This window comes from Paraburkholderia franconis, from assembly GCF_009362735.1.
Taxonomy (GTDB): domain Bacteria; phylum Pseudomonadota; class Gammaproteobacteria; order Burkholderiales; family Burkholderiaceae; genus Paraburkholderia; species Paraburkholderia franconis.
Map to the genome: position 1 here is coordinate 112,585 of NZ_WHNP01000002.1, position 25,215 is coordinate 137,799.

Annotated in this window: 20 protein-coding genes; 10 read left to right on the forward strand and 10 right to left on the reverse strand. The window is 63.5% G+C overall.

Going from position 1 to position 25,215, the window contains the following annotated elements; translation table 11 throughout:
- Positions 1–6: 6 nt before the first annotated feature.
- From GCT13_RS02345 to GCT13_RS02375, 7 genes are all read right to left on the reverse strand, one after another.
- A complete protein-coding gene (locus GCT13_RS02345; RefSeq protein ID WP_152755175.1) occupies positions 7–978 on the reverse strand; it encodes a GDP-L-fucose synthase family protein in 972 nt (323 codons plus the stop codon).
- Between the two features lie 5 nt (positions 979–983).
- Positions 984–2,111 (reverse strand): GDP-mannose 4,6-dehydratase, encoded by a 1,128-nt coding sequence (gmd, locus tag GCT13_RS02350; RefSeq protein WP_152755176.1) that lies wholly within the window; start codon positions 2,109–2,111, stop codon positions 984–986.
- Positions 2,112–2,170: 59 nt separating this feature from the next.
- Positions 2,171–4,393 (reverse strand): polysaccharide biosynthesis tyrosine autokinase, encoded by a 2,223-nt coding sequence (locus tag GCT13_RS02355; protein WP_152755177.1) that lies wholly within the window; start codon positions 4,391–4,393, stop codon positions 2,171–2,173.
- A gap of 80 nt (positions 4,394–4,473) precedes the next feature.
- Positions 4,474–5,613, reverse strand: a complete 1,140-nt coding sequence (locus GCT13_RS02360; protein ID WP_152755178.1) for a polysaccharide biosynthesis/export family protein — start codon at positions 5,611–5,613, stop codon at positions 4,474–4,476.
- 54 nt (positions 5,614–5,667) lie between these two features.
- Entirely contained in the window at positions 5,668–7,053 is a 1,386-nt protein-coding gene (locus GCT13_RS02365) for an undecaprenyl-phosphate glucose phosphotransferase (RefSeq protein WP_152755179.1), read from the reverse strand.
- Between the two features lie 65 nt (positions 7,054–7,118).
- The gene (locus GCT13_RS02370) at positions 7,119–8,723 is read right to left on the reverse strand and encodes a mannose-1-phosphate guanylyltransferase/mannose-6-phosphate isomerase (protein WP_152755180.1); all 1,605 of its coding nucleotides are present in this window, start codon (positions 8,721–8,723) and stop codon (positions 7,119–7,121) included.
- Between the two features lie 76 nt (positions 8,724–8,799).
- Positions 8,800–9,801, reverse strand: coding sequence for a GlxA family transcriptional regulator (locus tag GCT13_RS02375; RefSeq protein WP_152755181.1), 1,002 nt, complete (start codon positions 9,799–9,801; stop codon positions 8,800–8,802).
- Positions 9,802–10,662: 861 nt separating this feature from the next.
- On the opposite strand from GCT13_RS02375, the gene GCT13_RS02380 reads away from it, so the two are divergent.
- From GCT13_RS02380 to GCT13_RS02385, 3 genes are all read left to right on the forward strand, one after another.
- Positions 10,663–12,945 carry a hypothetical protein gene (locus GCT13_RS02380; RefSeq protein ID WP_227746704.1) on the forward strand — a complete coding sequence of 761 codons (2,283 nt, stop codon included), beginning with the start codon at positions 10,663–10,665 and terminating at the stop codon, positions 12,943–12,945.
- A 201-nt stretch (positions 12,946–13,146) separates the two neighbouring features.
- Positions 13,147–13,287 carry a hypothetical protein gene (locus GCT13_RS48130; protein WP_193727562.1) on the forward strand — a complete coding sequence of 47 codons (141 nt, stop codon included), beginning with the start codon at positions 13,147–13,149 and terminating at the stop codon, positions 13,285–13,287.
- An 85-nt stretch (positions 13,288–13,372) separates the two neighbouring features.
- Positions 13,373–13,846 carry a GDP-mannose mannosyl hydrolase gene (locus tag GCT13_RS02385; protein ID WP_152755182.1) on the forward strand — a complete coding sequence of 158 codons (474 nt, stop codon included), beginning with the start codon at positions 13,373–13,375 and terminating at the stop codon, positions 13,844–13,846.
- A gap of 128 nt (positions 13,847–13,974) precedes the next feature.
- Here GCT13_RS02385 and galU read toward each other — a convergent pair whose 3' ends face one another.
- Positions 13,975–14,892, reverse strand: coding sequence for a UTP--glucose-1-phosphate uridylyltransferase GalU (galU, locus tag GCT13_RS02390; protein ID WP_152755358.1), 918 nt, complete (start codon positions 14,890–14,892; stop codon positions 13,975–13,977).
- Between the two features lie 184 nt (positions 14,893–15,076).
- On the opposite strand from galU, the gene GCT13_RS02395 reads away from it, so the two are divergent.
- The 3 genes from GCT13_RS02395 (at position 15,077) to GCT13_RS02405 (ending at position 17,900) form a co-directional block, all read left to right on the forward strand.
- A complete protein-coding gene (locus GCT13_RS02395) occupies positions 15,077–16,138 on the forward strand; it encodes a GlxA family transcriptional regulator (RefSeq protein ID WP_152755183.1) in 1,062 nt (353 codons plus the stop codon).
- Between the two features lie 304 nt (positions 16,139–16,442).
- Entirely contained in the window at positions 16,443–16,811 is a 369-nt protein-coding gene (locus GCT13_RS02400; RefSeq protein ID WP_152755184.1) for a hypothetical protein, read from the forward strand.
- A 276-nt stretch (positions 16,812–17,087) separates the two neighbouring features.
- Positions 17,088–17,900, forward strand: a complete 813-nt coding sequence (locus tag GCT13_RS02405; RefSeq protein WP_321574150.1) for a mechanosensitive ion channel family protein — start codon at positions 17,088–17,090, stop codon at positions 17,898–17,900.
- Between the two features lie 81 nt (positions 17,901–17,981).
- Here the strand turns inward: GCT13_RS02405 and GCT13_RS02410 are convergent, their stop codons facing one another.
- Complete coding sequence (locus tag GCT13_RS02410; RefSeq protein ID WP_152755185.1) at positions 17,982–18,671, reverse strand: DedA family protein; 690 nt, start codon at positions 18,669–18,671, stop codon at positions 17,982–17,984.
- A 255-nt stretch (positions 18,672–18,926) separates the two neighbouring features.
- Here GCT13_RS02410 and mutL point away from each other — a divergent pair, with 255 nt between their 5' ends.
- Both mutL and miaA read left to right on the forward strand, forming a co-directional pair.
- Positions 18,927–21,041 (forward strand): DNA mismatch repair endonuclease MutL, encoded by a 2,115-nt coding sequence (gene mutL, locus GCT13_RS02415; RefSeq protein WP_152755186.1) that lies wholly within the window; start codon positions 18,927–18,929, stop codon positions 21,039–21,041.
- 49 nt (positions 21,042–21,090) lie between these two features.
- On the forward strand, positions 21,091–22,062 hold the full coding sequence (miaA, locus tag GCT13_RS02420; RefSeq protein ID WP_152755360.1) for a tRNA (adenosine(37)-N6)-dimethylallyltransferase MiaA: 972 nt from the start codon (positions 21,091–21,093) through the stop codon (positions 22,060–22,062).
- Positions 22,063–22,136: 74 nt separating this feature from the next.
- Here the strand turns inward: miaA and purM are convergent, their stop codons facing one another.
- Positions 22,137–23,204 (reverse strand): phosphoribosylformylglycinamidine cyclo-ligase, encoded by a 1,068-nt coding sequence (gene purM / locus GCT13_RS02425; RefSeq protein ID WP_152755187.1) that lies wholly within the window; start codon positions 23,202–23,204, stop codon positions 22,137–22,139.
- A gap of 106 nt (positions 23,205–23,310) precedes the next feature.
- Between purM and GCT13_RS02430 the strand changes: the two genes are divergently transcribed.
- Both GCT13_RS02430 and hda read left to right on the forward strand, forming a co-directional pair.
- Entirely contained in the window at positions 23,311–24,387 is a 1,077-nt protein-coding gene (locus GCT13_RS02430) for an AI-2E family transporter (protein WP_152755188.1), read from the forward strand.
- Between the two features lie 43 nt (positions 24,388–24,430).
- Entirely contained in the window at positions 24,431–25,183 is a 753-nt protein-coding gene (gene hda, locus GCT13_RS02435) for a DnaA regulatory inactivator Hda (protein WP_321574151.1), read from the forward strand.
- Positions 25,184–25,215 lie beyond the last annotated feature (32 nt).

Here is a 25,215-nt window from a genome sequence, read left to right on the forward strand (position 1 = left end):
GGTACTTCAGGCGCGCGCAGCCATCTCAAAGGAAGGCGTGGCGAATTTCTCCTCGTACTTCGCAGCAAACTCCCGATAGGTACTGCCGACTCCAACGACCAGGCCGATGCTCGCGCGCCAGCCCATTTCCGCCAGGCGCGACACGTCGAGCAGCTTGCGCGGCGTGCCGTCCGGCTTGCTCGCGTCGAACTGCAACTCGCCTTCGAAGCCGACCACCTCGCAGATCGTCTCGGCCAGCTCGCGGATGCTCAGGTCTTCTCCGACACCGACGTTGAAGACGCCCGTGTTCACATCGTGTTCGAGCACGAAGAGTGTCGCCGCCGCGAGATCGTCGACGTGCAGGAACTCGCGCCGCGGCGTGCCGCTGCCCCACACCGTCAGCGCCCGATCGCCATGCAGGCGCGCCTCGTGCGCCTTGCGGATCAGCGCGGGCAACACGTGGCTGTTCTTCAGGTCGTAGTTGTCGTTCGGCCCGTACAGGTTGGTCGGCATCAGCGCGACGTAGCGCGTGCCGTACTCGCGGTTGTACGCGTCGCAGAGCTTGAGACCTGCGATCTTGGCGATCGCGTACGCGTCGTTGGTCGGCTCCAGTTCGGAGGTCAGCAGATACGCTTCGCGAATCGGCTGCGGGCACATCTTCGGATAGATGCATGACGAGCCGAAGAACACGAGCCGGTCGACATTCGCGCGATACGCCGCGTGAATCACGTTGGTTTCGATCACGAGGTTCTCATAGAGAAACTCGCCCGGCTGCGTCGCGTTCGCGAGAATGCCGCCGACGCGCGCCGCCGCGAGCAGCACGACGTCGATCTGCTCGCTCGCGAAGAAGCGGTTCACGGCCGCCTGATCGGTGAGATCGAGCTCGGCATGCGTGCGCGTGACGAGATTGCGATAGCCGCTCGCTTCGAGCTTGCGCACGAGCGCGGACCCGACCATCCCGCGATGTCCTGCGACGTAGATGCGTGCGTTCTTGTCCATGGCCGTCACTCGTGATGTTCCAGTGCCTTGAAGCCGGCCAGCGTGACGAGCGCATCGCGCCGCGCGATCTGATAGTCCGACACCACCATTTCCTTGACGAGCGACTCGAACGGCGTCGCCGGCTGCCAGCCGAGCTTCTGATGCGCCTTCGACGGATCGCCGAGCAGCGTCTCCACTTCCGTCGGGCGGAAGTAGCGCGGATCGACGCGCACGATCACGTCGCCCGGCTGCACGCGCATTTCGCTGCGATGACGGCGCTCGACATGCTCGACGATGCCCACTTCATGCACGCCGTTGCCTTCGAAGTGCACGGTGATGCCCAGTTCGGCTGCCGCGCGCTGTACGAATTCGCGCACGCTGTACTGCACGCCCGTCGCGATCACGAAGTCTTCGGGTGCTTCCTGTTGCAGCATCATCCATTGCATTTCGACGTAGTCGCGCGCGTGTCCCCAGTCGCGCAGCGCGGACAGATTGCCGAGATAGAGCTGGTCCTGCAGGCCGACCGCGATGCGCGCGATCGCCCGCGTGATCTTGCGCGTGACGAACGTTTCGCCGCGCACGGGTGACTCGTGATTGAACAGAATGCCGTTGCACGCGTAGATGCCGTACGCTTCGCGATAGTTGACGGTCGTCCAGTACGCGAACAGCTTCGCGACCGCGTAAGGGCTGCGCGGATAGAAAGGCGTCGTCTCGCGCTGTGGCACTTCCTGCACGAGGCCGTAGAGTTCCGATGTCGAAGCCTGATAGAAGCGCGTCTTCTTCTCGAAGCCGCAGATGCGGATCGCTTCGAGCATGCGCAGGGTGCCGAGACCATCGGCGTTGGCCGTATATTCGGGTTCTTCGAACGACACGGCGACATGGCTTTGCGCCGCGAGGTTATAGACTTCATCCGGTTCGACGCGCTGGATGATGCGCAAGAGGCTCGTCGAATCGGTCAGGTCGCCGTGATGCAGTTGCAGGCGTTGGTCCGGGTCATGTACGTCTCGGTAAAGGTGGTCGATGCGGTCCGTGTTGAACAACGATGAGCGGCGCTTGATTCCATGTACTTCGTAACCCTTGTCGATCAACAACTCCGCCAGGTATGAGCCGTCCTGGCCGGTGATGCCCGTAATCAAGGCAACCTTCTGAGTCATTATGTTCTCCTGATGAATGACGTCGGACCACGGCGCGGCCCGCCGCACAGGAACAGCATTTAGCCTGCGATACTCTCGTAACCGTAGTAGCCGCCGCGATAGCCCGAGCCGATGAACGCGCCCGCCTGCGGTACGTCGGTCAACAAGACCCCCTGCAAATTCACGCCGCCATTGCGCAGACGTTTCGCGGTTTCCGCGAGCTCGCCTACCGGATGGCGTCCGTGACGAATCACGAGCAATGTCGTCCCCACGTGCTTGCCGATCACGGTCGAGTCGGTGACGGCGAGGACGGGTGGCGTATCGATGATGATCAGGTCGTACTGCTTCTTGAGTTCCTCGAGCATCGTTTCGAACCGCTTGCTCATCAGCAGCTCGGACGGATGCGAGGGCAATGAGCCCTTGGTCAGCACGTCGAGACCCGGCAGCACCTCGCGCTGGATCGACGATTGCAGATCGCCGCCGCGCAGCACATCGGAAAGACCCGGCTGATGCTGCAGGCCGAAATGCGAGTGCACGTCGCCGCGCCGCATGTCGCCGTCGATCACGAGCGTGCGCTTGTTCACGGAGGCGACGAGCGCCGACAGGTTCACCGACAGGAACGACTTGCCCGCGTCGGGACGCGAGCCTGTCAACATGACGACGTTGCTCTGGCTGTCTTCTACGGTCAGTTGCAGCGAGGTGCGCAGATTGCGCACGCCCTCGACGGCGATATCCTGCGGCGCCTGTTCGGCGAGTACGTGCAGGCCGCGCCGGCGCATCATCACGTCCTGCTGCAGGCGTATCTGCTGCTCGCTGCGCGGCACGACGGCGAACACGGGCACGCCCAGCGCGGCTTCGAGTTCGTCCGGACGTTCGACGCCGCCATACAGCGTCTTGCGCACGAACGCGAACACGATGCCGATGAAGAGGCCCGTGCCGAAGCTGATCAGGATCACGATCAGGCGCTTCGGACGCACAGGGTCGTCGGCAGCTTCAGCGAAGTCGACGATGCGCACGTCACCCACCTGGCCCGCCTTCGCGATGCGCAGTTGCTGCGCGCTGTTCAGCAGGTTCGTGTACAGCTCGGTGTCCACGTGCACGTCGCGCAGCAGGCGCAGCGCCGTCTGCTCGGTATCCGGCAGCGACTGCACGCTCTTGCCCATCGTCGAGAGATTGCCCTGCAGCGCCCTGATCTGCGCGTCGAGCGCCGCCACGGCGGGGTGGTTCGCCGTGAAGCGCTGCGACATCTCCGCGCGCTGCGTCTGCAGATCGACGAGCTTGGTCTTGTTGTCGACGATCTGTTGCAGCAGCAGCCGGCTTTCTTCACTCAGATCGACGGTGCCATGCTGATTGCGGAACGTGTTGTAGCGTTGCTCGGCGGCGTCGAGTTCCTTGCGCAGTTGCGGCAGCTGCTGGTCGAGGAACGCGAGCATGTGCTCGGCTTCCGACGAGCGGCTCTCGATGTCCTGGCGGATGAACTCGCGCGCCATGTTGTTCATGATGTCGGCCGTGAGCTTCGGATCGCTGCCTTCGAGGCTCGCGCGAATCACGCCGGACTGCAGCGTCGATTCGGCGACATCCATCGACTTCTGCAGACGTTCGACCGTCGTCAGCGTCGAGCCGCGCGTCATGTCGTAGCGTGTGCCCGGCGCGCCGACGAGCGCATCGACGCGCAGCGCAATCGGGCCGACGGGCGTTTCGCGCACGACGTTTTCGCCGACATGCCCTTCGAGAATCGCGACGCCTTCAGGACTATTCAGCACGAAATCGCCGTTCTGTCCGGCGATCAGCGTGAAGTCCTTGTCGTACATGTCTTTTGCGGTGTCGAACTTCGACACCTTGATGTTTTCATTGCCCCACGCGTAGCTCGGAAGCTGCAGCGCCGGCGGCAGCCTGAAGCCCCACTTGCCGTTCATCAGCGGGGCAAGCAGCCCGCCGACGAACGGCAGTGTGTGGGGACGCGCGGCAATATCGAGGTGCAACGCCTTGACAGTCTCCTCGGTCACGAGCCGTGACTTCATCAACTCGATCTCCGCGGCCGTCGACGGCTTCGTATCGAACATGCCCGTCAGCGGTTGAAGGCCGTCCTGCTTGTTGTTGTCGGCCTTGTCCACCACATGAAAAAGCACATCAGCGCGATACACGGGCGTCGCCAAGAATGCGTAGGCGGTGCCCAGCGCCGTGATGGCCAGCGTAATGAACAGAATCGACTTCCAGTTCGCAACGATGGCCTGCAGATAATCTGTCAGGTGCATCTCATCGGAACTGACGTCCGTATAGCGATTGTCAAAGTTGATAGCCATTTGCGTGATCCATCAAGTAACCACACTGTCGGAAGCATTGCGTTGCTGCACCCCGTTATTGCACGACGCATTCGTCACCCTTACTTCGCGAGCAATGCAGCCGTCACGCCAGCATTGATTGCAGGCAACAGCAGCGACAGCACGCGGTTGAATTTCACGAGACCGTTGTTGTCCACGTATACGACATCCTTCGGCTCAAGATTGAACTGGTTCGCCAGCACCATCGAAGTCGGCGACGTCGCGTCCAGGTGGTAGATCTGGGGCTTGTCGCTCATCGAATTGCGGATCACGAACGTCTGCTTCGCGTAAGCCGTGTTCGGGTTGAGGCTGCCCGCCTGCGACAACGCTTCCGCCAGCGTCAGGCGGCCGTCGCGCATCGGCAGGATGGTCGCCGGCTTGTTGACTTCGCCCATCAGGTAGATGCCGTACTCGTCGCGCGACCCGACCCGCAGCAGATCGCCGCCCTGCAGATAGAGCGACGTCGGAGCGCGGCCCGCCCTGATGAGGCCCGGCACGTTGATTTCATACGTACGGCCGTCACGCACGAGTTCGACGTGACTCTGATCGGCATTCGGCGTGAAGCCGCCCGTGCGGTTGATCGCTTCCGTCAGCGACATCGGAATATCGTTGACCTGCGCGGGCCCCGGCGCATGCACTTCGCCATCGACATAAACCTGCGCCGCACGGAACGCGGCGACACGCACCGTCACTTCAGGCTTCTGAAAGACGACGCTCAGCTTGCGATACAGCTCTTTCTGCACCGTCGCCGCATCTTTTCCGCCCACATGGATCGTGCCTGCATATGGGAACTGGATATTGCCGTCCGCATCGACGAGAAAGCCGATACCCGGATCGCTCTTGCTGCTCGACGGCGAAGGCTGGCCGAGCGCGGCCGCCAGCTCGGGGTGATCCCAGACGGTGATCTGCAGCACGTCACCCGGGCCGAGCTTGTAGGTGGGCGCCTTGGGGCTGAACAGCGACGCGATCTGCTGATCCACTTGCGTCGCCTGCCCGTTCATCGAGCGCACGAGCTTCAGGTTGATGTCGGTGATGGGAATCTGCACATTCTGTTCGGGTTCGCTGCTGTACTCACCGCCCGTCTCGGGCAGCGTGGGAGGCGATTCAAACCGTTGTCCGGGGACGATGCTGCAGGCAGAGAGCAGCATCACGGACATCGACAGCACCAGCGGCGCGCACACGCTTATTCGTTTCTGGTTCATGACATTTCCTCCTTGCAGGGGAGCTTGATCCTTGTTCATTGACTTGCCCCCATCTCAGTACGCGTTGGTATGAATGAAGCCCTTGACGATCGTGGCGCCGATGATTCGCATGTCGAGCCAGAAGGTCCAGTGCCCCAGGTAATACAGATCGTGCGCGACGCGCCGCTCCATCTTTTCGATGCGGTCGGTTTCGCCGCGAAAGCCGTTGATTTGAGCCCAACCTGTGATACCCGGCTTGATCCTGTAGCGATGGATATAGCCGGCCACGACCTTCTGATACAGATCGTCGTGTTCGAGTGCGTGGGGGCGTGGCCCGACCACGGACATGTCGCCGCGCAGCACGTTGAAGAACTGCGGCAGCTCGTCGAGACTCGTGCGGCGCAGGAATGCGCCGAGCCTGGTGATGCGCGGATCGTCGCGGGTCGCCTGGCTGACCTTGCCGGCTTCCTCTTTGTGCACACGCATCGAACGGAATTTGTAAATTGTGAAAACGCGACCATCGGCCCCCTTACGTTTCTGCCTGAAAAAAACGGGACCGGGCGACGTCAGCTTGACGGCAATCGCAATCGCGATCAAAAGCGGCGCGAGGCCGATGATCGCGCAAGCGGCGAACACCCGGTCGAAAAGATCTTTCTTGAAAAGCGCGCGCGACGACAGCGGCGACGCGACGAGGTTGATCGCAGGCACGCCGAGCAGCTCGATCACGCTGCTCGTGTCGAACAGCGCAAGGCTGCGCACGTCCGGCATGAAGCGGATGTTCACGAGGTCGTTGCGAAACTCGGTGACGATGCGAAAGATCGTGCGCTCGTCGGTGAGCGACAGCGCGAGCCATAGCTCGTGCACGTCGTTGCTGCGCACATACTCGGCGAAAGCCTGCTGCGAGTCGAAGCAGGTCACGCGCGGATTCGTCAGCGGCGACTCTTCGGGATGCGTGTTCAGCACGGCCGTCGCGCGAAAGCCCGTGGCCGGCTGCGATTCGACGCGGCGCAGGATCTGGTCGCAATGGCCACCGCTGCCGACGATCGCCACCTGATGCAGGTTCCAGCCAGCGCGGCGCGCGCGCGCGAGCACCGCGTGCGCGATCAGCCGCCAGGCGATCAGCAGGCCGCCCGCCATCGCCGTCCAGTACGCGAACCAGAGCCGCGAGACGATGTCGATACGGTGCAGCGAATACATCAGCGCAAGCGCGCAGCCCTGCACGACGAGCCACGCGAGCGCGACCTGTCCGGCGAGCGCGAGCTTCGAGCGGCCACGCCAGGACTCATAGACTCCGAACGCAGGGAACATCGCGAGCGCGAAGGCCCCCGAGAAAAGGACAAATGCGTCGTAGAACCCTCGCTGCGAGAATTCATCGAAGCGGATCTGCGATGCAACGGCGGCGCCGAGCAGAATCAGCGCCACGTCCGCAACCCGCGCAAAAAAGTCCTGTAAGTCCCGCATATCAGTCACCCTGCCATTCGTCGTTCGTTGCCTTTCGTCCGGGTGTTGCGCATTTCGGCGCTGCGCTAACTCGCGGCGGGAGTCGGGCCATGCCCCGTGTCCTGACTCTCGCCCTGGTCATGCATGTGTCCTTCGCCATGCGACTGGCTCTGGCCTTGCGCCGGACCGCAGCGCCCGTACGTATCGTCGAAGCGCACGATGTCGTCTTCGCCCAGATACGAACCCGACTGCACCTCGATGATTTCGAGCGGCACCTTGCCGGGGTTTTCGAGCCGATGCCGCACGCCGAGCGGGATATAGGTCGATTCGTTTTCCGTAAGCAGAAACTGGTCTTCGCCGCGCGTGACGAGCGCCGTGCCGCGCACGACGATCCAGTGCTCCGCGCGATGGTGATGCAGTTGCAGCGACAGCTTGGCCCCCGGCGTGACCACGATGCGCTTGACCTGGAAGCGGTCGCCGTGATCGATCGAATCGTAGAAGCCCCACGGACGGCGCACCTTGCGATGCGCGTCGGCCTCGGGCGCCTTCTGCGCCTTGATGCGCGCGACGAGCCCCTTCACGTCCTGCACGCGCGAGCGATCGGCGACGAGCACGGCGTCCGCTGTTTCGACGACCACGACATTCGTCGTGCCGACACACGCAACGAGCCGCCCTTCCGAATGCGCATAGCTCGTGACGGCGCCTTCGAACATCACGCGGCCGCGTCCCACGTTGCCCGCTTCGTCCTTCGGCTGCGCAGCCCACACGGCGTCCCACGAGCCGAGATCGGACCAGCCCGCGTCGAGCGGAACGACGACGCCCGTCGACGTCCAGCCAGCCGACACGTTCAGACGCTCCATCACCGCGTAGTCGATCGAATCGGCGGGCGAACGTGTGAACGCGTCCGCGGCGGGACGGAAGGTCGTGCCTTCGAACTGCCCTTGCACAAACGACGCGCAACACGCGGCGTGCATGTCGGGCTGAAGCGATTGCAGCGTCGCGAGCCACACGCTCGCACGCATCACGAAGATGCCGCTGTTCCACCAGTACGTGCCTGCTGCAACGTATTGCCTCGCGAGTTCGGCAGCGGGTTTCTCGACGAAGCCGTCGATTTCGCGCGCTTCGTCATCCAGCTTCCTGCCGACGCGGATATAGCCGAAGCCCGTTTCGGGCCCGCGCGGAGGCACGCCGAGCGTCGCGATCGCGCCGCGCTGCGCATGGCGCGCGGCAATCTCGATCGCGCGCTGCAACGCGGGCACATCGGCGATCGAATGGTCGGACGGCATCACGACGAGAATCGCGTCGTCGCCGTTCGCGCACGCAAGCGCGGCCGCGAGCGTGAGAGCGGGCGCCGTATCGCGCCGCGCCGGCTCGACGACGAGCCGCGGCGTGCAGCCGTTGCACGTCAGCTGTTCGGCGATCACGAAGCGATGCTCTTCGCCGCACACGACGATGGGCGCGCTCGATACATCCCAGCCCGCAGGAAAGCCTTCCATCCGGTGAACGGTGTCCTGCAACAGCGATTCCGAACCGACCACGCCGATCAACTGCTTCGGAAAGTGTTCACGCGACATCGGCCACAGTCGGGTGCCCGATCCGCCCGCCAGTATCACCGGCACGATGTGCGCGCAGTCCGGCAACGAATCTGCCGGCGCTGCTGCATTCGTCGGATTTTTCTGGTCGACTGTCATGTACGCACTCCTTAATGTCTGCCATTGATAGCCAGACATGACTCCCTGAAACGCGTTTTCAGATCGCGGCCGGCGTTCAGATGCCGGCTTCGCGCCGGGTCTTCATCCGGTATTCCGTCGGCGAAACTTTCATCCGCTTGCGGAAGATCTTCGCGAGGCGATCGCCGTTGCCCATTCCCGTGCGCCGCGCGATCTTGTCGACGGGCAGTTCGGAGTCGGTCAACAGGCTGCAGGTGATCGCGAGCCGTGCGTGCAGCAGGTAGTCGGACGGAGTGACACCCACTTCCATCTTGAAGCGGCGCAGGAAATTGCGTTCGCTCATCGCAGCCACCTGGGCTGCGTCCGCGATCGAAATCGACCGCTGGCAGTTCTCCTGTAGCCAGCGCGCTGCCGCGCGCACCTTGTCCGCGGGGCTGCGGCCCGTGCTGTCGCCCAGCAGCGACATCAGGCTGTCGCCCGCATCGGGCATCAGTCGTTCGGCCACGTTGCGCGCCACGTCGATGCCGAGATCGCGCTTGATCAGCATCAGCGCGCTCTTCATCGATTCGAGGCGATCGTTCGCTTCGCTGCCGTTTTGCTCGTCGCGCTCCTCGCGCACGTTGTAGCTGCCGAAATCACGTTGCTGTACGCCGTTGATGCACGCCGCTTCGAGCAGCGCGCGTCCTTCGCCGATCGGACGCACGGTGCTCGTGTTCGCATGAACGCGCCGCAGCCACGCAATGAGCCGTTCGTCGCGGGACGCGCTGCGCGCACCCTTGCCACCCGCCACGAACAGCGCATCGAATCCCATGTAATGCCGCGCATCAAGTCCGTCCGTCCAGACGCGAATCGATGACGAGCACGTGATGTTGCCGCCCGATGCCGACAGGAAACTGACGTCGTAAGTCCAGCCGTGGCTGGCGGATGACGCCAGTTCGTTAGCTGCGTGAAAGACCTCGGCGACGATCCCCGCGCCAAGGAGGGAGCAACCGTCGAACAACAAAATAGCAATGTGGCGAGTGGCGGTTGCGTAGTGCGCGCTGCGCTCAGGCGCTCGTACCCAACCTACCATTGGAGTTTCCAAACTTGCATACGCCATGACTCTTCCCCCTTGACCTTCCGGCGTGGAAAGAACTAGTTAAATCCAAGCGATGTGCAGTGCATCATACGCATTAAAAAAACAATCCCGGCGGACAGTGACTGAAACTGACGATGTATTGGCGTATTCGGTCCGATTGCTGATCGAAGCCTTTCAACCCGCATTTGACAGTCGCATATAGCCAAATTAATTCGGCTTACGTGCCGGCGAACGAATTCGCCATTTCATATCACAAATGGGGCGCTTCCGGCTCCGCCCCGCCAGGCTTGACACAAAGCATTACAATTTGTTGCAATTACTGGACCATCCTGCGGGAGAACAGCAATTTTTTCAGGCTTGCTTTAGCACCTGTAATAGTTACTCAAAAACCGGCCATTCCTCCTCTGACTGGCATTTTGCTAATATGAAATTAAAACCTTATTAATATGATGAAAAAACGGCCCGCAATGCTCAGATTAGGAATTATAAGAAGACGAGAACAAGCCCGAATAATTAATTCTTTTCGTCTTTAGATTCGCCCATAAATAAAACCATTAATGTTTCAGAAGCGAAACATTAAAGCCGGATAAAAGGCGCCGCAGCGCTGGCGAGAGGGGGTGAAGCGGCCGTTTTGGCGGCGCTTGCCGGTCCCATCGAACGCGCGGAGGCTTGTGGTGCAGCCGCCGAGCCTTATGCGACGCGGATAATCCGCATTAGGCGGATGCCGCCATTGGCAAGCGTCGCGACGACGCAACATTCGCATTCATCCGCCATTGAAGTTGCGCGCGAACACTAAAGAACGTCCAATTCCTGCTAAGTGCGCGGTGTAATCTTGGTCGCTCCAATGCGTACCCGGTCATCCATACCGTCACAGGGGGAAGAATGACTGATGGCGACCAACCGCCCGGCAAAAGATACGTACTCCGGCTGAAGTACATCGCTGATGCGCTCGATGTGTCCCTCGTCATGCGTGCGTCGCTGCTTGCCGTGGCGGTCGCGATGGCGAGCAGTTGCGACAGGGCCTCCGCCGATAACGCACAAGATCCAGCCTGGACGAAATGCGCCGACGAGCACGGCACCTGCTCGTTCAGCGGCACGCGCGACGTCCGTTACGGCACGCAAGCGCGTAATACGGTCAAAACGCTGACGAACGGCACGTCGTGCGATAACGGCGTATTCGACGATCCAGCGCCCGGCGAAGAGAAGCAGTGCTGGATTTCAGCGGACAACAGCGCGACGGGTGCGTCCGGCGCTACTGCGAAAGCCAGCACGACACCCACTGCGTCGCCTCGCGCGACGACCGGCAACAACGCCATGCAAGCGAGAGCGCAACCGTATTCGAACCACGCTCAGGCACTCCGCTGCAACGGCTCGCCGGATGTCGCGGCAGCGAATCCACAAGGCGGTCTCATCGAAGCGGACACGCCGGGTAGCGACGGCACACGTCTTTTTACGCTCGATCGTTCGTTCCGCGTCGCCATCACGACCCGCGCATCGCGCAACGACAGGCTCGCCTGGCAGATCCGCGATGCGTGGGGCACCGTCCAGGCAAGCGGCGCTTTCGAGGTCGCGCAAGGCGCGCGTCAGGTCACGCTGAATTGCACGTCGACGCTCGCGGGCTACTTCGCGTTGTCGGCCTCGCTCGAACAGGAGCATGGACAGTTGCCCGCGCGCGGCACGCGTCCCGAAGGCATCGCTACGTTCGGCGTGCTGCCCGATGTGTCGGCGAGCGTGCCGCCCGTGCATTTCGCGCGCGCGGACCTGCATCGCTTCGGCGGCCAGGGCACGGCGTTCGTCGCACCGGGACAGCACTGCTGCGATGGCGACGGCTATCGTCCTCTGTATCCGCAGCTCGGCCTCACATGGGTCAACGACAACCGCAATTGGTATACGGAAGAGCCCGACCGCGCGAACACGTTCGATCCCGCCACCGCGCAACTCTCGCCGTGGTTTCGCAAAGGCGACCTGCTGCGGCTGATCCAGCTCGACGGCTTTCCCGGCTGGGCGAGTCCGACAGGCAAGCAGACGCACAGCTATCTGCCGAAATCGACGGGCGCATTGCGCGAGTACATGCAGCGCGTCGGCACCGAATCGAGCCGCGTGCGAACCACGGTCTTTGCGGCGCAGTCGAGCAACTACTATCAGGTCACGTGGGAGCCCGACGCGGGAGGCGGCCTGCCGTGGAAAGACTCCGACGCAAATTTCGTCGAGCTATACAAGACGGTGTATGAAGGCATCCACGCGACCGATCCGAATGCCATCGTCATGGGGCCGACGTATGGCTCCGTGACGGGCAATATCGAATCGCTCAGGCGCCTCGCGCCGCTCGGCCTGCCGAAGTACCTCGACGGCATCGCGATTCACGGCTACTACGATCCGAACGGCCCCAGCCCGTCGCATCCGCCCGAGCGCCTGATGAACGCCAGCGATCCGCAGCAGGCTCAATACGCGCTGCCCACATCGATGCGCGCGCTACGCCGCTTGATGGCCGCGCAGTACAAGCCGGGCGCGAAGCTCTTCGCGACGGAAACGGGCATCAGCTATGACGTCGGCGAACAATACGGCCCGCACTATCCGACTGGCGACGTGCTGTACGCGCAAGGCGCCGTCGTCGCGCGCACGCATCTGATCCTGCTCGGCGAAGGCGCGGACATGACCTACATCTTCTATTCGAACGACACGCCCGATGCGACGCCGGGTTACGGCGTGTTCTTCGACCTCGATCATCCGAAAGGCGATTTCGGTCCGGGCGCGATCAGCCCGAAGCCCGCGGCGCTCGCGGTCGCGGCGATGACGCGGCTGATCGACGGCACGGCCACGCTCGGTCCCGTCAAGCGCACGCCCGCCGGTGTCTATGCGTATGCGTTCCAGCGGCTGAATGGCGGCAAGATCGTCACGGCCGCGTGGACGCACGACAACGCGAAGTGGAACAAGTCGACGCACTTCGATCCGAAGGTAGGCATGTCGTGGCGCCTGCAAGTGGATGCGCCCGGCACTTCGGGCAAGGTGACGGTGTTCGACATGATGGGCAATCCGTCGAGCGTGTCTTATCAGGACGGCTATGTGACGCTCGCGCTGACGGAGGCGCCTGTCTATGTGGTGTCGTCGAACGCGGCCGTGATGAAGGCGAACGTCACGACGCCGGCGGGCTATATCGCGCCCTGATGAAGTGCGTAATGCGCACGTGACGCGTACGCTCCGCGCGCGCCACGCACGCGGATTTGTCCATACGTGACGGGATTTAGGCGTGAGACGACAGAACCGCCTTTCATTGCTGCGGATAGACTCGTGGCAATGCCGCATGCGAGGCGCCGACCGCGCGCTGCGCAGCGGGCGCGCGCGAAGGCACGACTAGGGAGCGGTCGGATGAGTGGCTTCGCCTGGATCATGGTGGTGGTCATCGCAGTGCTGGCTTCCGGGCTGATTCTGTGCGCGGCCATCGTCAGTGTCATTGCCGTTCTGTTCGCCACGACGTCCCGGCTTTTCACCCGTGACTCCGATCAATAAACCCGCAGGCCTGCGCACGCCGGCTTCGCGCTAACGCGTCGACCTCGCCGCGACTGCACCCACACGACATTGACGAGAGACAGACATGGCCACCACATGCGCCGATTTCCTCGAAGCAGACGATTTCCTTCAGGTGGTACGGATGACACCCCTCGTGTCGATCGACCTGATCGTGTCCGACTACGCGGGACGCGTGCTCGTCGGACACAGACGCAATCGGCCCGCGCTCGGCACATGGTTCGTGCCCGGTGGGCGCATCTGCAAGAACGAGCGGCTCGACGCGGCCTTCACGCGCATCGTCGACGCGGAACTGGGCATCTCGGGCATGGAGCGCTCGGCCGCGCGCTTCGGCGGCCTGTTCGAGCATCTGTATAGCGACAACTTCGTGGGCGCGGACGAGATCACCACGCACTACGTCGTGATCGCGTATTTCCTGACGCTCGAGAGCACGGCATCTGTGGGCCGCTTCGATCAGCACAGCCGCTATATCTGGCTCACGCCCGAAGACCTGCTCGCGCACGATGGCGTGCACGAAAACACGAAGGCGTATTTCCGCTAGCGCCGCCGTCCGGCCGCCGTCGAAAGATGTCGCGGGCGCGAATGAAAAACGGCGCAGCGGAGTGCGCCGCTTTCATGGTCACGCGATTCCGGACACACGAACCCGGATGCGCAGAACCGCCGACGCGATCAGACGCTGCTCGCCAGATCCGCCAGCACTTCCGGCGCGCCGCCCGCGACGTGCGCGCGGCCACGCAGATACGCTTCGAACTGTTCCTTGACTTCGGGATGGCGCAGGGCGAATTCGACCGTCGCCTTCAGGTAGCCGAGCTTGCTGCCGCAGTCGTAGCGCGTGCCGTGGTACTCGTACGCGAGCGCCTGCTCGCCGCCGAGCAGCGCCTGGATCGCGTCCGTCAGCTGGATCTCGCCGCCGGCGCCCGGCTGCTGGCGGCGCAGGTGATCGAAGATCGACGGCATCAGCACGTAGCGTCCCACCACGCCGAGATTCGATGGCGCGTCTTCCGGCGCGGGCTTTTCGACGATGCCCGACATCTTGTAGAGCCGCTCGTCCCAGCGCTTGCCGCCGATCACGCCATACGAACGCGTTTCGTGTTTGCCGATTTCCTCGACGCCGACGATCGAGCAGTGATAGCGGCTGAAGAGCTGCACCATTTGCGACAGCACGGGCGGCTCGCCGTCGAGCAGATCGTCGGCGAGCATCACGGCGAACGGCTCGCCGCCGACCAGCTTTTCGGCGCACAGCACGGCATGGCCGAGCCCGAGCGGCTCCGGCTGGCGCACGTAGCAGCATTCGACGTGGCTCGGCTTGATGTTCTGCACCAGCTCCAGCAGCGCGACCTTGCCGCGCGCGAGCAGCTCGCATTCGACTTCGTACGACTTGTCGAAATGGTCCTCGATCGCGCGCTTGCTGCGCCCCGTGACGAAGATCATCTCGGTGATGCCCGCCGCGATCGCCTCCTCGACCGCGTATTGGATCAACGGCTTGTCGACGACGGGCAGCATCTCTTTCGGGCTTGCTTTCGTCGCTGGAAGGAAGCGCGTGCCGAATCCGGCCACGGGAAATACGGCCTTGCGTAGGGTGAGCATGCTCGCCTCGTTGAGTGGATTGATCAGCATCGATACGCCAGCGTATTCCGCGAATATCGAGCCGATCTGCCAACTTCTCGTTTTTTTCCGACTCCGTGCGACAACGGGTAAAAACGGCGGCCTATGATTGACGCAAAGCACACAGACCTTACTCTTTCGCCGTCCTCGGCACTGGAGACAGACGATGCGATATGAGCACGCGGTGAATCAGTGGCTGGATTCATCCTCGTATAGCGCAGTCGTCAACGTCGGGCACATGGTCAAACGTATCGGTATTCTCGTTTTTGAACGGTTTCCGTTAAGCGACGTGTGTCTGCTTGCCGACGCATTCCGACTCGCCAATGAAGCCCAGGCGGATCAGTCCGGCGAGGGTTCGGGTGTCGAACCCTCGTATTCGATCGTGATGCTGTCCGAAATGGGCGGCAGTGTAGTCAGCAGCTGCTCGCTGCGCGTCTGGACAGAGAGCCTCAATGGGCCGCTGCTGAACGGCTTCGACACGCTGTTCATCGTCGGCGGTCCGGGCGCGTCGCGTGCGAAGGCGAACGAGCGGCTGATCCGGCGGCTGCGCGCAATCGCGCCGAAAATCCGCGTTGTCAAGGCGCTCGACGAAGGCCTCGGCGTGCTCGCCGCCGCCGATCTCGCATTCGAGCGGCGCGGCTGGCGCAACGTGCCGGGCTCGACCGATCCGTTCGGCAAGCCGCTCGCTTCCGTCCCGAACGATCCGCAATGGCAGACCGAGCCTGGCGCATCGCTCGACGTCGACGCTCCCGTGCGTTCGATTGCCGCGGCGCTGACGGTCATCAAGCGCGACCACGGCACGCCGATGGCGCGGCTCGTGTCGGAGCGCGCGCTGTCGGGCGCGTCGCGCCGCCTCGATGCGCTTCTCGACGACGACGAGAAAAAAGGCATCAGCCGCAAGATCACGACGGCCGCGCATTGGATACGCGAGAACTACACCCGCCATATTTCGGTGGCCGAGGCGGCCGAAGTCGCGAAGATGAGCGAGCGCAATTTCCTGCGCCGCTTCAAGTCGCAAATCGGGCTCACGCCGTCGGAATACCTGCTGCGCGCGCGGCTCGACGCGAGTTGCCTGCTGCTCACGGAGACCGACATGTCAATCGACGGCATCGCGCGCCGCTGTGGCGTGCGCAGCGGCGACGGGCTCGCGAAGATCTTTCGCAAGCGCCTGTCGATCTCGCCGACCGACTATCGCGCGGCACATCGGCGCAGCGCTTTCAAAGGCTGACAGGCTGCGCGGCTCGCGGGCGCGACGGCACGAGATTCGCGAGAGATTCGCCGTCATAGTGAAAACGCAAGGGTTTTCGGGCAACCGGAGACCCTTGCGTTTTTTTGCATTCGTCCTGCCAGACGGTCGCGCTGGCTCATCGCCTGTCGTGCGCGGCCAACGCGTTATTGCGGACTCCGTATATTTGCATTTATCGAGATGAAAAGACGTGCAATCATCCCGCGGCTACTCGCGGTGCCGGTTGCAACACGTCGACGACACATGACGAGCAGCGTTCGCAATACAACGCTTTGATCTCAACGTCATGGTCAACTTCCTGCTCGATCTGATTTCGAACCTGGTCATCCTTGCCGTCATGCTGACGGTATGCAGCCTATTCAACGGGATGAGGCCCGGCGCGAAGGCGAACGGCTATCTCGTGTTCTTCGTGTTCATCGCGATCGCGCTGGCGTTCGATGCCGCGTTGACCTTTCTCGTGTTCGCCGATTCGCAGACGCGCTACGGCAAGTTCAGCACCACAGAATCCTTCATGCAGCGCTTCACCGCGTATCTGACGGCATCCGGCATCGCGATCTGTCTGGCGCGCATGCGCAGCCGCAAGGCGTCACAGGCTACGCAAGGCTCTGCCGTCATCCAGACGTCGGCGTACACCAAATCGCAACTCCCCATGTAGGCAGGCCGGAAGGTCGGGAATACGTCTTGCTAACAAGCGCGCCGTCGCCTATAACATTCGATGATTGCAGGCGGCGCGACTTGCGCCGCGCTTCTTGCATACCGGGCAACCAGTCTCCTCCAGCCGTTCGCCGTACCAGACAAAACGTCGTGCAGCACAAGCGATGGACGCGGCGTCGCTTCCTCCAGCGGACTCGCCGGCCTGTCCGCGCCGCGTTCTTCTGCGTCGTAGCATGCACGCAGTCAGTCAAGCGCAACCGACTCAAGCGAGGGAATCGTGGACATTGAAGCCGTACGCGTCTTTCTGATGACCCGAGGCATCGACTTCGGGACCAAGGTACTCGGTGCGATCGTTCTATGGATTGTCGGGCGATGGGTGATCGGGCTCATCACCGGCCTGATCCGCAAGCTGCTCTCGCGCAACAGCAAGGTCGATCCGACGCTTGCGCACTATCTCGGCTCGATACTCGCCGGCATCCTGAACCTGGTGCTGGTGCTGGCGATTCTGCAAGTGTTCGGCGTGCAGACGACCTCGTTCGCCGCGTTGCTCGCGGGCGTCGGCCTTGCAGTCGGCACGGCCTGGGGCGGGTTGCTCGCGCATTTCGCGGCGGGCGTATTCATGCAGGTGCTGCGGCCGTTCAAGGTCGGCGATTTCGTGACGGCGGGCGGCGTCACGGGCACGGTCCGGGAACTGGGTCTGTTCGGCACGACCATCATCACGCCCGATAACGTGTTGACCATCGTCGGCAACAACACGATCTTTTCCGGCGTGATCTCGAATTTCAGCTCGCAACCCGTGCGGCGCGTCGAGCTGACGGCGAAGGTGGCGAACGGCGTCGATCCCGTCGATGCCGCGCACCGCCTGCGCGCGGCCGTGACGAAGATTCCGAATGTCTCGCAGAATCCGCCGCCCGATGTCGAACTGTTGTCGTTCACGCCGGAAGGTCCGTTGCTGTGCGTGCGGCCGTACACGCACAACGACAACTACTGGCAGGTGTACTTTGATACGAATCGCGCGATCGTCGAGACGTTCCGCGAAGCGGGTTATCCGACGCCCGAAACGCCTTTCGTGCGTCGCGCGACGGCGTAGCGCTTTATTTGTCGCGAGGGGATTGCATCGCCTCATGCGTGAAAGCGCTCGAGGGGCCATCCCGTCGAGCGCCCCCCGCGCTCACTGCCCCGTATGATTGCTCGCCGACCCCGTCGGCTGGCGCTTGCCGCGCATCATCTTCCACAGCGCGCCGAGCGCCAGGGGCACGATCGCCGCGGCGATACCCACCAGCACGATCACATTCAGATACTGGCGAATAAACGGAATGTTGCCGAAGAAATAGCCGAGCAGCGTGAGCAGCAGCACCCAGAAGAACGCGCCCGCGAAATTGAAGAGCTGGAAGCGCCGGACGCCCATCTGCGACGCGCCCGCTACGAACGGCGCAAACGTCCGCACGACGGGGATGAAACGCGCGAGCACGATGGTCTTGCCGCCATGGCGTTCGTAGAAGTCGTGCGTCTTGCGCAGCGCCTCGCGATCGAGAAAGCGTTCGAGCACGGGAATGTGCGAGTTGAACACCTTCGGCCCGATTGCGCGGCCGATCAGATAGTTGACTGTGTTGCCGAGCACAGCCGCGGCCAGCAGCAGCACGATCAGCAGTTCGATGTTCATTTCGCCCGTCGCGCAAAACGCGCCGCCGATGAAAAGCAGCGAGTCGCCCGGCAGAAACGGCAGCACAACGAGACCCGTCTCGCAGAACACGATCAGGAACAGCACCGCGTAGACCCACGTGCCGTATTGATGAATGAAGACCCCTAGAAACTTGTCGATGTGCAGGACAAGGTTGAGGAATTGCAGCAGCGTGTCCAAAGATCGTCCTTTAAAAAGCAGATGGCTGACATGACGGGCGCGGCGGCCGTCGCGTGCGGAATGCGAAGCGAAATCACGATTCGCAACCGAGCCTAAACTTGACCGCGCCATGATACCGAAGTGCCATGACGTCTTGAAAAAAAGTCGCGGGCCTCGATCCGGCTCGATTGCGCGCTCAACCGCATCAACCGCACGTTCAATCGCAGATTCAGTCACGCGCTCAGACGATCTGCGACGAATCGCTATAATTTCGCCATGTCCGCGATCCCCGAATCTTCCGAAACACCCGACGGCAACAAGCCCGCGACGAGCCCCGCACCCGGTCCCGCTTTGGACCAGGCATCGGACCAGGCGTCGAGCCCCGCCGCGAACGCCGTCGACAGCGCCGCCGCGCCGCGTGCATTGCGCGCGATCCAACCGCTTCCCGACCAGCTGATCAGCCAGATCGCCGCGGGCGAAGTGGTCGAACGGCCGGCATCCGTCGTGAAGGAAGTGCTCGAAAACGCGCTCGATGCAGGCACCAAAACGCTGCGCATCCTGCTCGACGAAGGCGGCGTCAAGCGCATTTCGATCACCGACGACGGCTGCGGCATTCCCGAAGGTGAACTCGCGCTAGCGTTGATGCGCCATGCGACCAGCAAGATCCGCTCGCTCGCCGAACTCGAAGCCGTCGCGACGCTCGGATTTCGCGGCGAGGCGCTCGCGTCGATCGCGTCGGTATCGGAAATGTACATCACGAGCCGCACCGAGCATGCTTCGCACGCGATGCGTATCGATGCGCAGACGGGTGCGCTGTCGCCCGCTGCCGGCACGCGAGGCACGACGATCGAAGTGCGCGAGCTGTACTTCAACACACCCGCGCGCCGCAAGTTCCTGAAGAGCGAGCAGACCGAACTCGGCCATTGCCTCGAGATGATTCGTCGCGCCGCGCTCGCGCGGCCGGACGTCGCGATTTCGGTGCTGCATAACGGACGCGCCGTCGAGCACTGGAATGCGAGCGATCCCGCGACGCGCGTCGCGAAGATTCTCGGCGAGACGTTCGCGACCGCGCATCTGCCGCTGGACGAATCGGCGGGACCGCTCGCCGTGTACGGCTGCGCCGGTCTGCCGACGGCGAGTCGCGGGCGTGCCGATCAGCAGTATTTCTTCGTCAACGGCCGCTTCGTGCGCGACAAGCTGCTCACGCACGCGGTACGCGCCGCGTATGAAGACGTGCTGCATGGCGACCGCTTTCCGTCGTATGTGCTGTTCCTCGATCTGCCGCCCGAGGCCGTCGATGTGAACGTGCATCCGTCAAAGATCGAAGTGCGCTTTCGCGATTCGCGCTCGATTCACCAGTTCGTATTCCATGCAGTGCAGCGCGCGCTCGCGCGACATGCGGGCGCGTCGCCGGAAACGACGTCGGGCGGCCACGCCGCGCACATCGAACCGATGCCGTCCGCGACGCCTGCAGCGACACCGTCTTCGTTCGGCTCGACGCCGCTGGGCGGCGGCTTCAAGGTCAGCAACGGCGGCAGCTCGCAGCCCGGCAACACGTGGCTGCGCCAGGCGCGCATGACGCAAGGCACGCTGCCCGTCGCGCAGCCGCTCGCGCTCTACGATGCGCTGTTCGGGCGCAAGGACATCGGCGCGGGCACCGCGCAAGGCACGACGGCGCTCGAACTGCGCGACGCGGACGACCGTGACAGTCACGGCCCGGCCGACTATGGCCGTGCGCCCTCGCCTTCGAGCTTCGCGCCACAGCAGCAACCGTCCGGCGCGCCGCAAACTTTCGACGCGAATGACGAGCAGCCGCTCGGCTTCGCGCTCGGCCAGATCCACGGCATCTATGTGCTCGCGCAGAACGCGCGCGGCCTCGTGATCGTCGATATGCACGCGGCCCATGAGCGCATCCTCTACGAGCAGTTCAAGAACGCGCTCGCCGACAGGACGATTGCGGTGCAGCCGTTGCTGATCCCGTTGTCGATGACGGCCGATGGCGTTGAAATCGGCGTCGTCGAAGAAGAGCGCGAGACGCTCGATGCGCTCGGCTTCGATCTCGCCGTGCTGTCGCCGACGAGCATCGCGATTCGCGCCGTGCCCGCGCTCCTGAAGGATGCCGACCTGCAAGCGCTCGCGCGCGCGGTGCTGTCCGACCTGCATGCGTACGGCGGCTCGCGCGTGCTGACCGAGCGCCAGCACGAACTGCTCGGCACGCTCGCGTGCCATCACGCGGTGCGCGCGAACCGGCGTCTGACGCTCGACGAGATGAACGCGCTGCTGCGCCAGATGGAAGCGACCGAACGCGCCGATCAGTGCAATCACGGACGTCCGACGTGGTATCAGCTGACGCTCGCCGATCTGGACCGCCTCTTCATGCGCGGACAGTGACCGGCTCCGCTGTCCCATTCCGCTCACGCCTGTCATGACGCAGCACGAAATGCAGCACGAAGCGCAGCAAAAAGCGCAGCCCGTCGCCTGTCTGCTCGGCCCGACCGCCTCCGGCAAGACGGCCGCCGCGCTCGCGTTCGCCGCGCGCGCTCCCGTCGAGATCGTCAGCGTCGATTCGGCGCTCGTCTATCGTGAGATGGACATTGGCACCGCGAAGCCGTCGCCGGAAGAGCGCGCCGTCACGCCTCATCATCTGATCGATATCGTCGATCCCATCGACGCGTACTCGGCAGCCGATTTTCGCGCCGATGCGTTGCGCCTCGTCGGCGAGATCGTCGCGCGGGGTAACGTGCCGCTGCTGGTCGGCGGCACGATGCTGTACTACAAGGCGTTGACGCAGGGTCTGAACGATTTGCCCGCCGCCGATCCCGACGTGCGAGCGACGCTCGACGCCGACGCCGTGCGCGAAGGCTGGCCCGCGCTGCACGCACGCCTCGCCGACGTCGATCCCGTCACGGCAGCGCGTCTCGCGCCGAACGATTCGCAGCGCATCCAGCGCGCGCTCGAAGTGTTCATGCTGACGGGCCAGCCGATGTCGGCGCTGTTCGCCGCGCCCGCTCGCGACGACGACGCCGCGCGCCGCTATCGTTTCGTCCCCATCGCGCTGGAGCCGTCCGATCGCAGCGTGCTGCACGCACGCATTGCGCAGCGCTTCGACGCGATGCTCGCGAACGGTTTCATCGACGAAGTGAGGGCGTTGCGTGCGCGCGGCGATTTGCATCCGGGCTTGCCGTCGATGCGCTGCGTCGGATATCGGCAAGCGTGGGAATACCTGGACGGCGAAACCGATTACGACACCATGCGCGACAAAGGCATCTTCGCGACGCGCCAGTTGTGCAAGCGCCAGCTGACGTGGCTGCGCGCGATGCCGGAGCGGATCGTGATCGACTGCTGCGCGGGCGATGCGACGGCGCAAGCGTTGCACGCCATCGAGCGTGTGACGTCGGGCGCGGACCAATAAGACGCGAACACATGAAAAAAGCCGCCTGGCCTCGCAGCCCGGCGGCTTTCTGACCTTTTCAGCGACGCTGCGCTTCAGACCACGACTGTCTGCGCCTCGCCTTCCTTGCTCGCGCGCACGGCGCCGATCTTCCAGACCTGCTCGCCCGCTGCGGACAGCAGACCGATCGCCTTTTCCGCATCGGCGGCGGACACGATCACGGCCATGCCGATGCCGCAGTTGAACACGCGATGCATTTCCGCATCGGCGACGCCGCCGTGCTTCTGCAGCCACGAAAACAGCGGCGGCAGCGGCCATGCGCGGTGATCGAGCTCGGCCGTCAGACCGTCTTTCAGCACGCGCGGAATGTTTTCGACCAGTCCGCCGCCCGTGATGTGCGCCATGCCCTTCACTTCGAGCTGCTGCATCAGCGCGAGCAGCGGCTTCACGTAGATGTGCGTCGGCGCCATCAGGGCTTCGGCGAGCGAGCGGCCGTCGAAATCGGCGTTCAGGTCGGGCTGCGCGCGCTCGATGATCTTGCGCACGAGCGAATAGCCGTTCGAATGGATACCGCTCGACGCGAGGCCCAGCACGACGTCGCCCGGCACGATCTTGCTGCCGTCGATGATCTTGCTCTTTTCGACCGCGCCGACAGCGAAGCCCGCGAGGTCGTATTCGCCGTCGGGGTACATGCCCGGCATTTCAGCCGTTTCGCCGCCGATCAGCGCGCAGCCGGCCAGCTCGCAGCCCGTTGCGATGCCCTTGACGACGGTCGCCGCCGTGCCGACGTCCAGCTTGCCGCACGCGAAATAGTCGAGGAAGAAGAGCGGCTCGGCGCCTTGCACGAGGATGTCGTTGACGCTCATCGCGACCAGGTCCTGGCCGACGGTATCGTGCCTGTTCAACTGGAACGCGAGCTTCAGCTTGGTGCCGACGCCGTCCGTACCCGACACGAGCACGGGCTCCTTGTACTTCTTCGGCACCTCGAACAGCGCGCCGAAACCGCCGATGCCGCCCAGCACGCCGTCGCGCAGCGTCTTCTTGGCAAAGGGCTTGATCGCGTCGACGAGGGCGTCGCCGGCGTCGATGTCCACGCCTGCGTCGCGATACGACAATCCTTGGGCCGAATCAGTGGAATTCGGGGCGGATTTCGGTTGATTCATGAGGGGAGAGCTCGAAGGTCGGTAAAATGCGATTTTACCCGATGCCGGCCGTGTGGCTGGAATTTGAAACGCCGCCTCCGACGACACGACACCTGGGAAATCCGCTTTGCAGCAAAACAGTCCGATCCTCACGCCGTATCAGCGCCGCGCCTTCATCTGGCTTGCCATCGCGCTAGCCGTGGGCATTCTCCTCTGGCTGCTGAGCCCCGTTCTCACGCCGTTCCTGCTCGGCGCGATCCTCGCTTATGTCCTGCAGCCGGGCGTCGCCTGGCTCACGCGCCGCCGCGTGCCGCGCGGCCTCGCCGCGCTTTTGATGATGCTGCTGTTCGCGCTGATCGTCACGCTGCTGGTGCTGCTCGTGCTCGCCGTCATTCAGAAGGAAGTGCCGCAGTTGAAGCAGCAGGTCCCCGGTTTCTTCTCGCACCTGCACTTCTGGCTGCAGCCGAAGCTCGCTATGCTGGGACTCGCCGATCCGCTCGACTTCGCGAGCATCCGCGACATGGTGATGAGCCAGCTCGAAGGCAGCGCACAGACGGTCGCGCTGTATGCGTGGACGTCGATCCGCACCAGTTCGAACGTGATGATCACGGTCGTCGGCAATGTGGTGATGGTGCCGCTCGTGCTGTTCTACCTGCTGTACGACTGGAACGCGATACTCGCGCGCCTGCGCGGCTTCATCCCGCGCCGCTGGTTCGCGAAGACGATCCACCTCGCGCGCGACATGGATCACATGCTGTCGCAATACCTGCGCGGCCAGTTGCTCGTGATGGGCGTGCTCGCGGTGTTCTATGCGGTCTCGCTGTACATCGCCGGCTTCGAGATCGCGCTGCCCGTGGGTATTTTCACGGGGCTCGCCGTGTTCATTCCGTATATCGGCTTTGCGACGGGCTTCGCGCTCGCGCTCGTCGCCGCGTTGCTGCAGTTCGGCAACTGGTACGGCTTCGGCGCCGTCGCGGTGGTTTACGGGATCGGCCAGATACTCGAGAGCTTCTTTCTGACGCCGCGACTCGTCGGCGAACGGATCGGCCTGCATCCGCTCGCGGTGATCTTCGCGCTGCTCGCGTTCGGCCAGCTGTTCGGCTTTTTCGGCGTGCTGCTCGCGCTGCCCGTGAGCGCGATCCTGTCCGTCGCGCTTCGCGAATTGCGGCAGAGCTATCTGTCGAGTTCGCTTTACAAGAACTGATCGCCTGTCGGGTTATTCGGGGCTCACTTACGGCTTATCTATCGTGTCGCGCCAATTGACGCTCGATCTCGGCACCCCGCCGCCATCGACATTCGACAACTTCTTCGCCGGCGCCAACGCCGAGCTGGTCACGCGCCTGCGTGAACTGGACGCGGCGCTCGCGGCGGGACCCGTCGCGGACCGCACGTTCTACGTGTGGGGCGAGACGGGCAGCGGCCGCACGCATCTGCTGGAAGCGCTCGTGCACGAAGCGCCGCCGGGACACGCACGCTATGCCGGCCCGCCGAGCAGCCTCGCCGCGTTCGCGTTCGACCCTTCCGTTGCGCTGTATGCAATCGACGATTGCGACCGTCTGTCCGGCGCGCAGCAGATCGCGCTCTTCAACCTGTTCAACGAAGTGCGCGCGCATCCGACGAGCGCGCTCGTCGCGACGGGCAATGCCGCGCCGATCGGGCTCGAAGTGCGCGAGGACCTGCGCACGCGCCTCGGCTGGGGCCTCGTGTTCCACCTCGCGCCGCTCGCCGACGAAGGCAAGGCAGCCGTGCTGAAGCACGCGGCGCGCGAGCGCGGCATCAATCTCGCCGACGACGTGCCCGCCTATCTGCTCACCCATTTCCGCCGCGACATGCCGAGCCTGATGGCACTGCTCGACGCGCTCGACCGTTTTTCTCTCGAACAGAAGCGCGCGGTGACGCTGCCGCTCCTACGCACGATGCTCGCTTCGCCCGGTAACGGCAGCAACAGTGGCAACAGCGGCGACGACGTGCCCGACAGCCCGCGCCGTGTCGTGTCCTGAGCCTCGTCATCCGCTTCAAGTAAAATAGTCCC